The 13,297-nt window shown below is 36.1% G+C and carries 10 protein-coding genes and 1 tRNA gene; 5 read left to right on the forward strand and 6 right to left on the reverse strand.

Features of this window, described 5'->3' with window-relative positions; translation table 11 throughout:
• Positions 1-11 precede the first annotated feature (11 nt).
• From MUB18_RS16005 to MUB18_RS22045, 4 genes are all read right to left on the reverse strand, one after another.
• The gene (locus MUB18_RS16005; RefSeq protein WP_248753824.1) at positions 12-1,109 is read right to left on the reverse strand and encodes an efflux RND transporter periplasmic adaptor subunit; all 1,098 of its coding nucleotides are present in this window, start codon (positions 1,107-1,109) and stop codon (positions 12-14) included.
• A 12-nt stretch (positions 1,110-1,121) separates the two neighbouring features.
• Positions 1,122-4,265: an efflux RND transporter permease subunit gene (locus MUB18_RS16010; RefSeq protein ID WP_248753825.1), complete on the reverse strand. Its 3,144-nt coding sequence runs from the start codon at positions 4,263-4,265 to the stop codon at positions 1,122-1,124.
• A gap of 11 nt (positions 4,266-4,276) precedes the next feature.
• Positions 4,277-5,671, reverse strand: coding sequence for a TolC family protein (locus tag MUB18_RS16015; RefSeq protein ID WP_248753826.1), 1,395 nt, complete (start codon positions 5,669-5,671; stop codon positions 4,277-4,279).
• Positions 5,672-5,761: 90 nt separating this feature from the next.
• Positions 5,762-6,184, reverse strand: coding sequence for an HYC_CC_PP family protein (locus MUB18_RS22045; protein WP_411028104.1), 423 nt, complete (start codon positions 6,182-6,184; stop codon positions 5,762-5,764).
• Positions 6,185-6,512: 328 nt separating this feature from the next.
• Here MUB18_RS22045 and MUB18_RS16020 point away from each other — a divergent pair, with 328 nt between their 5' ends.
• The 5 genes from MUB18_RS16020 to MUB18_RS16040 all read left to right on the forward strand — a co-directional run bounded on the left by MUB18_RS16020 (position 6,513) and on the right by MUB18_RS16040 (position 11,150).
• Complete coding sequence (locus tag MUB18_RS16020) at positions 6,513-8,099, forward strand: ABC-F family ATP-binding cassette domain-containing protein (protein WP_248753827.1); 1,587 nt, start codon at positions 6,513-6,515, stop codon at positions 8,097-8,099.
• A 333-nt stretch (positions 8,100-8,432) separates the two neighbouring features.
• Positions 8,433-9,329 (forward strand): pirin family protein, encoded by an 897-nt coding sequence (locus MUB18_RS16025; protein ID WP_045752199.1) that lies wholly within the window; start codon positions 8,433-8,435, stop codon positions 9,327-9,329.
• On the forward strand, positions 9,326-9,718 hold the full coding sequence (locus MUB18_RS16030) for an OsmC family protein (protein WP_248753828.1): 393 nt from the start codon (positions 9,326-9,328) through the stop codon (positions 9,716-9,718). Before MUB18_RS16025 ends, MUB18_RS16030 begins: the two co-directional genes overlap by 4 nt.
• Before the next feature lie 161 nt (positions 9,719-9,879).
• A complete protein-coding gene (locus tag MUB18_RS16035) occupies positions 9,880-10,731 on the forward strand; it encodes a TraB/GumN family protein (protein WP_248753829.1) in 852 nt (283 codons plus the stop codon).
• A gap of 2 nt (positions 10,732-10,733) precedes the next feature.
• Positions 10,734-11,150: a DUF1801 domain-containing protein gene (locus MUB18_RS16040; protein ID WP_248753830.1), complete on the forward strand. Its 417-nt coding sequence runs from the start codon at positions 10,734-10,736 to the stop codon at positions 11,148-11,150.
• A gap of 35 nt (positions 11,151-11,185) precedes the next feature.
• Here the strand turns inward: MUB18_RS16040 and MUB18_RS16045 are convergent.
• Both MUB18_RS16045 and htpG read right to left on the reverse strand, forming a co-directional pair.
• Positions 11,186-11,259, reverse strand: a tRNA-His gene (locus MUB18_RS16045).
• 115 nt (positions 11,260-11,374) lie between these two features.
• A complete protein-coding gene (htpG, locus tag MUB18_RS16050) occupies positions 11,375-13,264 on the reverse strand; it encodes a molecular chaperone HtpG (protein ID WP_248753831.1) in 1,890 nt (629 codons plus the stop codon).
• Positions 13,265-13,297: the final 33 nt, after the last annotated feature.

Below are 13,297 nucleotides of genomic sequence, written 5' to 3' on the forward strand. Positions count from 1 at the left end.
TATTCATTAATTTATTTATTTGGAATGGGTGTACCCTCCTGTATTTCTTCATTACCCAATTTAAGGATCACATCATTTTCAGTTAAGTCACCGACTACCTCTACCCGATCGGACATTACCCGACCTTTACTGATAGGTATTTTCTTGGCCTTGCCCGCTTCAACAGCGATCACATACATCCCCATATTACTATCAACTATAGCAGATTTGGAAACAAAGAATGTCGCTTCGCTATTTTGCAGTGGGATCTGAGTTTCTGCAATCATAAAAGGCTTCAATACATGATTTGTATTTATAAAATCTGCTTCTACTTTTTCTGATCGCAACTTAAGATCTAGACTACCCGATTTACGGCTTATTTGAGCAAAATATTTATGCTGAGGCTGTGATCTGACATAAAATTGAATGGTATCACCAAGCTTGATAAAAGGTGTATTAGCTTCAGGAATAGAAATATTAAGTCTCAATTTTTGATTGTTCTGCACGACCAATAAAGGCGATTTACCCATGGGGCCAACATATGCACCTAGATCGACATTTCGATCTGTAATTATACCGTTGAATGGAGCACGGATCACCAAATAATCGTCTATATTTTTAATTTCACTATAAGCAGATTCTGCTGCTGCCAATTGTGCCTGATCCGACAACTTTCGTGCAGCAATCTGATCCATAGCATCCTGTGCAATAGCACCTTCGGTTTGATTAGCGTTAACCATACGATCATAGGTCGCCAAAGTAGCCAAGTATACCGCTCGTTGTGCCTTAAGTTTGGCTTTAGCTGTAGCGACTTGAGATTGGATTTCTAGAGCTTCTAAAGTCATCAAAACCTGTCCCGCGACAACTCGATCACCAATATCAACTCGTATATTTTTAACATAACTGTTTACTTTGGCAAACAGCTCAGTACTCTGATCTGGCAACAATTCACCCGCTAATTTTAAGATGACCAAAGGATTGGTTTTTTGAACAGCAATAGTTTCAAAAGGGTTCATCATGGCAGCTTCCTTTTCCATGTTCTTTTCCTCTTTAGGTTCTTTCTCGGAATAGGCACAACCTGTAAAAATAAATACGGACGCTAGCAGCGCTATATAAATTAAGTTTTTCATTTTTTCTGTTTTCTAATTATTAAAATGGATACTATTCTCATCTTCAGGATCTAGCGATGGTGACTGAATCTTACTTTTGCCCATTACCCAAGCAAATACCAGTGGGAGGATGATCAGTACCGAAAATGTAGATGCCACCAATCCGCCTATTATAGCTCTACCCAAAGGTGAAACTTGATCACCACCTTCGCCAAAACCGATCGCCATGGGCAACATACCTGCTGTCATTGCTAGCGTAGTCATAATAATGGGTCTAATGCGCAACCCTGTTGCTGTAATCGCAGACTGAAAAGCATTTTTGTTTTCTAATCGCAAGGTTTCTGCATTACTGATCAGTAACACGGCATTGGAAATCGAAACTCCTATCGCCATGATGATACCCATATAAGATTGCATATTGATCGTAGATCCTGTTAATTTCAGCAACAGCAGAGAACCAAATATCACGAATGGCACAGTTGTCAAAATGGTTAATGAAACTTTGAATGATTGAAAATTTGCTGTTAGCATGAGAAAGATAACAACAATAGCGATCAATAATCCACCTGACAGGCTCTTCATTGTATTATCTAAAACTGGAGCCATACCAGCCACTTGAACAGTGACACCTTTGGGCAATTCGCCTAAAGAATCAATCGCAGCCTGTACATCTTTTTGGGCCCGACCTAAATCTGTCTGATGGACATTGGCTGTTACTGTGGTATAGCCCATCGTTCCCAAATTGTAGCTTTCTCCTAATGTTTTGACAGCTGTTATAGTAGCCACATCACCTAAAACTGGTCTATCAGCATTTTTTGACAAGGGAATATTAGCCAACTCATCTTGGCTATTGAGCATATTTTGTGGCATCTGTACCTGTACATCGTAAGCAATTCCCATCATACCCCCAACCCACATATTTTTACTCGTATAGCGAGAAGAGGCTGTACTGGCGACCAATGATCTGGAAATATCCTGAGCATCTAAGCCCAACTGTGCAGCCCTATTTCTGTCAATATTAATTTCTAAAGCCGGATAATTCATAGATTGTGGTATTTTGATATCACGTAAATAATCCAATTCTTTCAGCTTCATCATCAATTTATTGGCAGACATAGCATTCATCTTCTTGATCATGCCCGAGATACGAATCTCAATAGCTGTATTTGCACCTTGACTTAAAATTTTCTCTGTCAGTTCGATCGGTTCAAATGATAATTTAAGTTCTGGCATTGTTTTTTTAAGATGAGCTCTTATTTCATCTTTTAGGACGTCCGAATTTCCTTTAAAATCTTTTAATGCTACCTGAAGTAAAGCTTCATGTGGACCAGCATTGTAAAGATAAATAGGACTTACAGCAAAAGAAGATGGGTGCAACCCTATGTAAGCCGACGAAATTGCTATTTTATCTTTGCCGATCAAGTTATTCAGCTGCTGCAATACCGCCTTTACTTTTTCTTCCGTTTTTTCAATTCTCGTTCCCTCAGGTGCTGTTATCCTAACTTGAAACTGGCTCGAGTTTACATTCGGAAGGACATCTTTGCCTGTAAACTGATACATGATAGCTGCCAAAGCAAGAATAAGCACCAGGCTAAAAGAAACGATCAACCTTTTATATTCCATTAACCTTTTTAGCAGATTGGAGTAGCGATCTTTAAATCGATCAAAAGCTTTCTCTTTACTCTCCCCACCTGTCCCATGATTATTTTTCATAATCCAATTAGCCATGATAGGAACAAAAGTCTGTGACATGAGATATGATATAATCATAGATAAACCAATCGAAAGTGCCAATGGCATAAACAATGAACCAGGTATCCCAGTCATAACCAATGCAGGGGCAAATACAGCAAGAATACAAAGTAATATCAGTAATTTTGGAAAAGCTATCTCCATACATGCATCCCAGATCGCTCTTGCTTTTGTTTTTCCCATGGCAAAGTGCTGATGAATATTTTCGATCGTTACCGTGCTCTCATCAACCAAAATACCAATCGCCAATGCCAACCCAGACAGACTCATGATATTGATAGTCTGTCCAAATAATTTAAGAAATAAAACACCAGAAATAATCGATATTGGAATGGTTAAAATAACAATCAAAGCTGCCCGCTTATCTCTTAAAAATAAAATGACCATTAAACCTGTTAACAAGGCACCCAATACCCCCTCTATGATCAAACTTTTCACCGCATTGATGACGTATACGGATTGATCAAATTCGTAGGAGATGGTGACATCATCTGGTAGATTTTTTTGAATATCAGGAATGACCTTTTTAAGATTTTGTACAACATCATATGTAGATGCTTTCCCCGATTTAGCAACATTGATATAAACCGAACGTTTACCATCTATTAAAGCGTATCCTGCAGTGATGTCGGCACCATCCTTAACTGTTGCCACATCTCTCAAGTATACATTATCGACTTGTCCTTTGAATAGTGGGATATCACCAAACTCCTCAACTGTTTTTAATGTATTGTTGGTCGGCGTCAGATAGTTGATATCATCTATATACACGTTTCCAGATGGAGAGGTAATATTTTGACGACTGATAATTTCCACGATCTGTTCTGGTGAGAGCTGATGAACGCGTAATTTATTAGGATCAATATTAATTTCAATAGTACGTGGACTACCTCCAAATGGTGGTGCTGTGGTTAATCCCGGTATAGCAATTAGAAAAGGACGAGCAGTAAAATTGGCGATGTCCTGTAGCTGATTATTCGTTTTCGTTTCACTTCGAAACACCAATTGCCCCACCGGCTGAGAAGAGGCATCAAATCGAATAATAAAGGGTGGCGGAGCACCATGAGGCAAAAACACTTGTGAACGGTTGGATAATGCAGTCAGCTGTGCGATCGCTTCACCCATTTCAGTTCCTTCGTAAAAATTGACCTTCATTAAGGTCAAACCTTGTGTATTTTTTGTTTCAATACTTTTTATACCATTTGTAAAAAGCATCATATTGACATACATTTTAGTAAAATAGCCCTCCATCTGCTGCGGAGTATACCCATTAAATGAATGCGCTACATAGACAACAGGTAGGTTCATCTCGGGTAGAATATCTACCTGTATTTCTTTTGCAGCTCGTATCCCGAAGAATAAAAGCCCCAATACCATAACCATAATGGAAATTGGTTTGCGAAGTGCAAATCTGATTAAATTCATCTGTAAAAAAATTAGTATTGAGTTGCTTTTAAAAGTATAGAAATGTCACCCTGAGCGGATGCGAGCAATAACATCGCTTGCCAAACATTATTTTGAGCAATCTCATAATCAATCTCTGCTCGATTTAGACTGTACAATGCTTGAGTAAAATCAACTAAAGGAGTTAGTCCATTTTTATACAATGCAGTATGTTGTCGATGTGCTAGCTGAGCAGCTGTAAGTTGTACTTTGGTTTCCGCCAGATTATCCACCGCATTTTGAAATTGCACTTTCGCTAATTCTGTCTGTGCACTCAGTTCCTTCTCCATCAATGAATAATCCTGTTTTAAAGATTGGGTCTGAAATTGTTGTTCTTTAACTTTACTATCATAACGAAAGATATTAGTCAAATTCCAGCTTAATGTACCACCAATCAAAAAATTACTGCGTTGAATTCCCGTTCCTTTAAAGTAGGAAGACGAATAGGCCGTTTGATCTTGGATATAGTTCCAATCAAAACCTGAACCTCTTCCCTGTATCACACCAACAATATTGACAGTTGGCATTTTTTGGCTATGCATATACTTTTCAGACTGTTCACTTTCATCGATCTTGCGCTGATGCCAAGTTAATAAAGGATGATTGGCCGCACGCTTTTGAATTGTATCGCCAGATATATACGGTACAGTTGTATTAAATATACTATCCAACTGATATGTTTGAAATTCTTCATTCAACAGTACGGCAAGGTGTTTTGAATATGATAGCTCTTTATCGTACGATTTTATTTCAAGAGATCTAGCATGGGAAACTTCTGCTTTTGCTAGCGACAGATCCACCTGAGGAATCAAACCACTGGCGGCTCTACTGCTTGTCATTTCGAAGAACACTTGGGCGCGTTCGGTATTTTTACCCTGGACAAATCTGATCCGTTGACTAGCTAAAACATTGAGATAGGCGGCAGCTACTTTGATCTGATGTTCAAAAATAATCTGATCGACATCTGCCGTTGCAACTTTTTCTTTTGAACTGGCAAGAGCGACCTGCTGTGTTTTTTTACCAAAAGTGAATATATTCCAATTGACATTTGCAAAATACAAAGCCCCAAAAGCAGCGTTCCAATTTTGCTCAGCCAATGGCATCGAAGTGGCCGCAGAAGCCAAACCTCCGTAAGCATACAGCGGGCCATTTTGTGCATTGATAGTCCCATAGCTTTGCTGGGCTCCAAAAGTCACATCCGGAAAATATTGCTTGTTTTGAAATCGTGTATTTTGTACTGTTGACTGAACAAAAGATTGTTTTGATTTTATTTTATCATGATAATCTACTGCGCGTTGCAGTGCATCAGATAAATTTAATATTTGAGCAAAACCTGTCGTGTTGACTGCAAATATCAAACATATTGATGCCATGAATTTAAGATTCATAGACAAGAATTTAAAAAGTTAATATAAAGAATGGTTGCCATCTTCCGAATAATCGGCTATGGTCAAAATCGAATTCAATACTTAACCTTACTATATTCTATATAGACAATGGAAGATATATAAAGGATTAGAGCTGAGTGAAATTTTGGAAGACGAATATATCGGAAAATTAGGAACATGAAAGACCGATAATTTATCGAAAACAGTACCCCATATTCTATTGGGAATCGCCTCACCCAACACTTTAATAGAAAAATCAAATCCCCCCTGGTTACTTGAAGCTTTGTCTGTTTTTAATAGTTGAATATCTATTTTGCAACAGTTCTTCTTCTTTTTGCTTAGTCCCCTTTCTTTAGCTATACATAGCGGACAAGGTAGTCTGGAATCAGGCGTTATATTTGTCAAACTTACTTGCTTACTTAAAGTTCCTTTGCACAAATGCACCTGTTTAGCAAAGCCCGAAAACAACACTAAATAAACAATTGAGAGGAATATGGCAAATAGTTTTTTCATATACTGATGTGCAAAGCTAATCCAAATTGGAGATTACATATTTATAATATTATGGCCAAATATTGTAAAACTTTAGATTGGCTTATGTCAAATAAGAAAATTTCAAGTCTTTAGTATACTTGACTACAGATAAGTAATATCAATTCAAAATATTTTATACAATAAACATAAAAAGAATAAAGCTATTTTTATATCATTGCAATTTTCATTAGTTTTGTGGCACAATTAATCGCAAACATATCCATGTAATAAATAATTTCTTTTTGCAAAATATTAAACGTGATCGCATACTCATGCCTCACTATCATTCATGCTTTAAAAAGAAATTATGCTTATTCTAGAAAACATTTCATATATACATCCAAACAAAGATCTTTTATTTCAAAATATTAATCTGAGTTTACACGATCATCAAAAAATTGCTCTAATCGGTAATAACGGAGTTGGGAAATCCACTTTATTAAAGATCATTGCAGGTGAATTACAACCCGCTGACGGACATATAAGCACCGATGGCAGCCTATACTATGTTCCTCAAATATTTGGGCAGTACAATCATTTATCTGTTGCTCAGGTTTTAAAAATAGAATCAAAATTAACAGCTCTCCAAGAAATACTGGCTGGTAACGTGACTGAAGATAATTTTACTGCTCTTGAGGATGATTGGAATATAGAGGACCGCTGTCAGCAGGCTCTGAATTATTGGATGTTGACCGATATAGATCTCGGTCAAAAATTATCATCTTTAAGTGGCGGACAAAAGACAAAGGTTTTTTTGGCGGGTATCAACATTCATCAACCAAAATTGATTCTCTTAGATGAGCCGAGCAATCAATTAGACAGTATAAGTCGTTCTTTATTATATCAATATATACAGACTTCCACATGTTCGATTGTCATTGTGAGCCATGATCGCTCGTTATTAAATCAGCTTGAATTTATGTACGAGATGAATGCAACCGGATTGACCGGCTATATGGGAGATTATGATTTCTATCTTGAAGAAAAAAAAATCATACAAGATGCGCTCCAATCAGATGTAAAGCATCTCGAAAAAGAGCTACGAAAGACCAAGGTTAATGCACGTCGAACATTAGAACGCCAACAGAAACTTGATACTCGAGGAAAAGCAAAGCAACAAAAAGAAGGTGTCTCGAGAATTATGATGAATACCTTGCGGAATAATGCTGAAAAAAGTACTGCTAAATTAAAAGATATCCATAGTGAAAAAAGTACAGGCTTATCAAAAGAATTACAAACTTTAAGAAAGGAAATTCCTGATATTGATAAAATAAAATTTGGATTAACAGATTCAACCTTACATACTGGCAAAATCCTTTATAAAATTAATTCTCTTAACCGTCAAATTCATGATAAATTGCTATGGCAAGAAGATTTAAACTTTCAGATTAGCAGTGCTGAACGTATCGCAATAAAAGGTGAAAATGGTGCTGGAAAAAGTACACTTATACAGATCCTTTTAAACAACACGCCGAAGTTTACAGGTGAGGTATATCGTTTTCCCCATATATCGATATATATCGATCAAGATTATTCCATCATCAATAATGACCTAACGATCTATGATCAAGTGCAACAATTTAATGATACAGGACTACTGGAACATGAAATCAAAATTAGATTAAATCGATTCTTATTTGGAAAAGAATCATGGGATAAGCGATGTCGGGCATTAAGTGGTGGCGAAAAAATGCGACTATGTCTATGTTGTTTAACCATTCGCAACTTAGCTCCAGACATGATTGTTATGGATGAACCTACCAATAACTTGGATATCCAAAATATAGAAATATTAACTGAAGCAATCAAAACGTATCAAGGTACCTTATTGATCGTATCTCATGATGATTATTTTTTAAAGGAAATAAATATCCAAAAAATAATACAACTTTAATCAGCAATATATCAGCTTTTCTATTGTACTTGAAGTACTTAAAATGCTCCAAATGCAATAGGAAAGTTTACGTAAATCACGCTACGCTCTAACGATATATGTTAATCATCATTAAAAATAAGCCATAATTTACAGATCCATCATTTTCTTAATCTAGATCAATGCTAAAAATAAAACAAGTACTTATCTTTAGCATTATAATCAACAGGTTCAGTTACCTTATCTTCATCCATATAGATACAGATGGAATATTTTAATCAGGTATAATCATGAAAATACCAAAACTAAAATACTGGATAACTGTTCCATATAGTAACATTTAAATAGCTTAACATGTCAAACATTGGTATCATTATAGAAGAACGTGCCGCAGATATCGGTAATTTTATGGTTGGTCGATTATTACCATTTCGTCAAAAAAGAATGGTAGGTCCCTTTTCTTTTATAGATCATATGGGGCCTGCAGCATTAAATGAATATGAAAATCTAGATGTCGGTCCTCATCCTCACATTGGATTGTCGACATTAACTTATCTTTTTGAGGGGGCGATCATGCATCGCGATAGTTTAGGTACAGAGATGGAAATAAAACCTGGTGCTGTCAACTGGATGACTGCAGGTAAAGGTGTAACTCATTCAGAGCGCACTCCTGAATACCTTAGACATACCGACAAATTTTTACATGGTTTGCAAATTTGGGTTGCTCTACCAAAAGAGCTCGAAGAATGTGAACCTTCTTTTGAACATACAAATGCTGAAGATCTACCTCATTGGGAAGATGACCAAGGTGTCAACTTTAGGTTGATCGCAGGCGAAGCCTTTGGTAAAAAGTCTCCGGTCTCCGTATACAGTAAGCTTTATTTCATTGAAATTAAATCAAAAAATAAAGCAAAAGTTAGTATTGGAAAAGACCTATATGGTGAATCAGGACTTTATATCTTATCAGGTACAATCACTGATGCAGGAACAACTTTTGAATCAAAACAACTTCTGATAGCAAAAGATGCGCAATTGTGCGAATTTGAAATTGGTGAAGACACCACAATTTACATTTTTGGAGGTGAGCCTTTTCCAGAAGAGCGGTATATCCTTTGGAATTTTGTAAGTTCATCTAAAGAAAGATTAGAGCAAGCCAAGCAAGATTGGATTGACAAAAAATTTCCTCCTGTTGCTAATGAAACTGGCTATATACCGCTTCCAGAATTTTATCTAACAAAAAAAACATCATGAATATCGTAAAAGCATCCATTGGTACAGATAAATATAAAACATCTGTAATTGCAGGAAAGAACAGTATTGTTGTTGATGAACCTCTTGATAAAGGTGGGCTTGATCTAGGTTTTCAACCACAGGAACTCCTGGCTGCTTCATTGGCCTCTTGTACTGCCATTACGTTGAAAATGTATGCTGACCATAAAGAATGGACAGTCAACTCTTTTCAGGTGGACGTAATGATTGAACAATCTGAAGATAAGAGCACAACAAAATTTGTAAGAAAAATAAGTTTTGAAGGTAAACTAGATGAAAAACAACACACTCGTATTGTAGCTATAGCCAATGCTTGTCCAATCCATAAAATACTTCTTTCCCAAATAGCGATCGATACGATACTCGTTTAATACCGCTGTGCTCTGACGTAACTACTCGTACTGCAACAGTAAAAGCATATCATTATAAAGGCTTTATGATTGATCAATCATAAAGCCTTTATAATGACAAAAAATCTGTAACATATGATGGGTCTTAGATACTAATGATATACTATACATTATAAACATATATGAAAAAGTTATCACTCATGGCTATCATAGCCTTTATTGTCGCTACATTTACAGTTCGTGCACAAGAAAATGCCATTCTTTGGAAAATATCAGGAAATGGTTTGGCCAAAGACTCCTACCTATTAGGTACGATGCATCTGATGTGTGAAGAAGACTATCTGTTAAAGGATAAAATCAAAAATCTGATCCCCAAAGTTGATGTGATAACCTTTGAAATTAATATTGGTTCAGAAGAAAATAAACCCATCATCCCTGAAATGATGAAACCTGACAGCAATTTCCTTAAAGGTATGACCAAAGCTGAACTCACTCAAATGGATAGCATCCTCACCTCACAACAACTGTCTATTCAAATGCTCGATATGATGTCACCAGCTGTATTTATATCCCTTTTAAGTTTAAAATCTTTAGAGTGCTCAGATCCTAGAAAAGTGAAAACAATGGAAACAGATATCCAAGCCCTGGCAACAGCTTCAAATAAAAAGATAGATAATCTCGAAACATTAAAATTTCAAATGGATATGTTAAACAATATGTTTAAAGCATCTGATTTATTGGAATATTTAAACAAAATTGATGAGATGCCAGCAATATCAAAAAAAATGGTAACCGCTTATCAAACCGAGAATTTAAAAGAGCTGGAAACAATTATTTATGATAATAGTTATATGTCTAAAGAAGATCTAGCAAACTTCTTGACTAAACGTAATATCAATTGGATGAATAAAATTCCATCGAAAATGTCAGCATCTTCCCATCTATTTGCTGTTGGAGCAGGACATTTAGTTGGAAAAAATGGTCTTTTAAACCTATTAGCGGCTAAAGGCTATAAGCTCACTCCCATTCTTTAATTATGGCAAACAATAAAACTGTTGCAACTTCGGATTCAGTTCAGGATTTCATTGCACAAATACCAGATGAGCAGAAAAGAAAAGATAGTGATAGACTCATCCAAATTATGGAAGAGATCACTGGTGAACCTGCCGTACTATGGGGACCCAGTATTATTGGTTTTGGTTCGTACCACTACAAGTATGCAAGTGGCCATGAAGGAAACGCACCTTTGGCCGGATTTTCACCACGTAAAAGCGCCATTTCTTTATATCTATACATTTGTGAAAATGATATAGATCTTGATCTTAAAAAATTAGGAAAATTCAAAATGAGCAAGGCCTGTATCTATGTTAAAAAGTTGTCCGATATTCATGAAGATTTCCTCATTAAAATTATAAAAGATAGTATTGTTGCTGTAAAGATAAAATATGGATAAAAGAAAAAGGCGAAAGAAAACTCTTTCGCCTTTTGGGTAAATGATGGGGCTCGAACCCACGACCCTCGGTACCACAAACCGATGCTCTAACCAACTGAGCTACATCTACCGTGTTTGTGCTACAAAAGTAGAATTTTATTTGATATACTCCAAATGTTTTTAAGCAAAAAATCCTCATTACAACGTATCGTAATGAGGATTAAGGCATTATTTTTTAATTTTTATTAGATCATCTCAACACTGCGTTTCACAAATGACGTTAAAGCAGCACCTGTTAACAAACCGCGAGATAATAAAGCTAAGTCAAACGCTTGTTTTGCCAATTGCGCACCTTCTTCTTCAGTACTTGATAAAATGCGTTTCACCAGTGGATGGTTACCATTTACGGTTACCTTATAGTTGTCAGGTAAGTTGCCGTAAAAGTTCATACCGCCGTTCGTTTTTGCCATATCTTTCATACGACGCATAAACTCATCGATCGTTACTGATACAGGTAATTCCTCAGCAGATAAAGCATCCACTTCAACTTTCATGTCCGGACGGCTAATAGCTTTTTCAAAGATCGATAATGCCTGTTTAGATTCATCTTCAGAAATTGACAATTCCTGTTTCTCATCTTTTTGAATCAACTTATCGATAACATCTGCATCTACACGCTTCAACTGTGCCTTCTCGCCACCTTTTTGTTCCAAATAGGAAGTAATATGAGTATCCAGTGGACCATCTAATACCAGTACATCATAACCTTTTGTCTTTGCACTTGAAATAAAGCTATCTTGTTGTGCCGCATCGTGGGTATAGAGATAGATGATATTACCGTCTTTATCAACCTGAATATCTTTTACTTTCTCAAAATACTCTTTAATCGTATAGTTTTCTTTATCAGTATTGGTCAATAGACAGAATTCATTTGCCTTTTCAGCAAATTTCTCATCGCTCAACATACCATATTTGATAAAAAGACCGATATCATTCCATTTTTCTTCAAAACCTTTACGATCTGTTTTAAAGATTTCCTGCAACTTATCAGCTACTTTTTTAGTGATATAGTTGTTGATCTTTTTCACGTTACTATCTGCTTGTAAGAAGCTTCTTGAAACGTTTAATGGGATATCCGGTGAGTCAATTACACCATGTAACAACATTAAAAATTCAGGAACAATATCTTTTACTTCGTCGGTAATGAATACTTGACGTGAGTATAATTTAATTTTATTACGTTGAATTTCTAATTCATTTTTAATTTTCGGGAAGTATAAAATTCCGGTTAAATTAAATGGATAATCCACATTTAAATGGATCCAGAATAATGGTTCGTCCATTGAATATGGATACAACTCTTTATAGAAAGCCAAATAGTCGGCATCTGTCAGTTCAGATGGAGCTTTTGTCCAAGCTGGGCTTGTGTTGTTGATGATGTTATCAACTTCAACAGATTTATATTTTGGTTTTCCTTCTTCATCTTCTCCATCTGGCTCAGACGTTGTTTTCGTTCCGAAGCGGATATTTACAGGAAGGAAGCGCGCATATTTGTCCAAGATCTCCTGTAAGCGCGATTGGCTTAGGAATTCTGAAGACTCTTCATTAATGTGTAAAATGATGTCAGTACCACGTGTCGTACGTGTACCTGCAGAAATTTCATACGAAGTACTACCATCACATGTCCAGTGCGCAGCCTCTGCCCCATCTTGGTAAGATAACGTTTCGATTTCAACGTTATCAGCAACCATAAATGCGGAATAGAAACCTAATCCAAATCGACCGATGATTTCATTTGCATCATTTGCTTCTTTGAATTTTTCCATAAATTCAGTTGCACCTGAAAAAGCAACTTGATTGATGTATTTCTTAATCTCTTCAGCAGTCATACCGATACCATTATCCGAAATGGTGATCGTTTTTGCCGCTTCATCAAGTTTTACATCAACTAATAAATCACCTACTTCACCTTGGTATTGACCTAATGAAGCTAAGCGTTTTATTTTTTGAGAAGCATCCACCGCGTTTGAAACTAACTCGCGTAAGAAGATCTCATTATCAGAGTATAAGAATTTTTTAATGACAGGAAAAATGTTTTCCGTGTGGATTGAAATAGATCCTTTTTCTGTGTTCATATATATTTTATATTTAATTGCTAATTGATTTCA

Origin of the sequence: Sphingobacterium sp. PCS056 (assembly GCF_023273895.1) — a bacterium.
Classification (GTDB): Bacteria; Bacteroidota; Bacteroidia; order Sphingobacteriales; family Sphingobacteriaceae; genus Sphingobacterium.

Excerpts from the sequence above, each read along its gene's own strand:
- htpG (WP_248753831.1), bottom strand. The coding sequence starts at position 13,264 with ATGAACACAGAAAAAGGATCTATTTCAATCCACACGGAAAACATTTTT.
- MUB18_RS16040 (WP_248753830.1), top strand. The coding sequence starts at position 10,734 with ATGGCAAACAATAAAACTGTTGCAACTTCGGATTCAGTTCAGGATTTC.
- MUB18_RS16020 (WP_248753827.1), top strand. The coding sequence starts at position 6,513 with ATGCTTATTCTAGAAAACATTTCATATATACATCCAAACAAAGATCTT.
- MUB18_RS16015 (WP_248753826.1), bottom strand. The coding sequence starts at position 5,671 with ATGAATCTTAAATTCATGGCATCAATATGTTTGATATTTGCAGTCAAC.
- MUB18_RS16030 (WP_248753828.1), top strand. The coding sequence starts at position 9,326 with ATGAATATCGTAAAAGCATCCATTGGTACAGATAAATATAAAACATCT.
- MUB18_RS22045 (WP_411028104.1), bottom strand. The coding sequence starts at position 6,184 with ATGAAAAAACTATTTGCCATATTCCTCTCAATTGTTTATTTAGTGTTG.
- MUB18_RS16010 (WP_248753825.1), bottom strand. The coding sequence starts at position 4,265 with ATGAATTTAATCAGATTTGCACTTCGCAAACCAATTTCCATTATGGTT.
- MUB18_RS16005 (WP_248753824.1), bottom strand. The coding sequence starts at position 1,109 with ATGAAAAACTTAATTTATATAGCGCTGCTAGCGTCCGTATTTATTTTT.
- MUB18_RS16025 (WP_045752199.1), top strand. The coding sequence starts at position 8,433 with ATGTCAAACATTGGTATCATTATAGAAGAACGTGCCGCAGATATCGGT.
- MUB18_RS16035 (WP_248753829.1), top strand. The coding sequence starts at position 9,880 with ATGAAAAAGTTATCACTCATGGCTATCATAGCCTTTATTGTCGCTACA.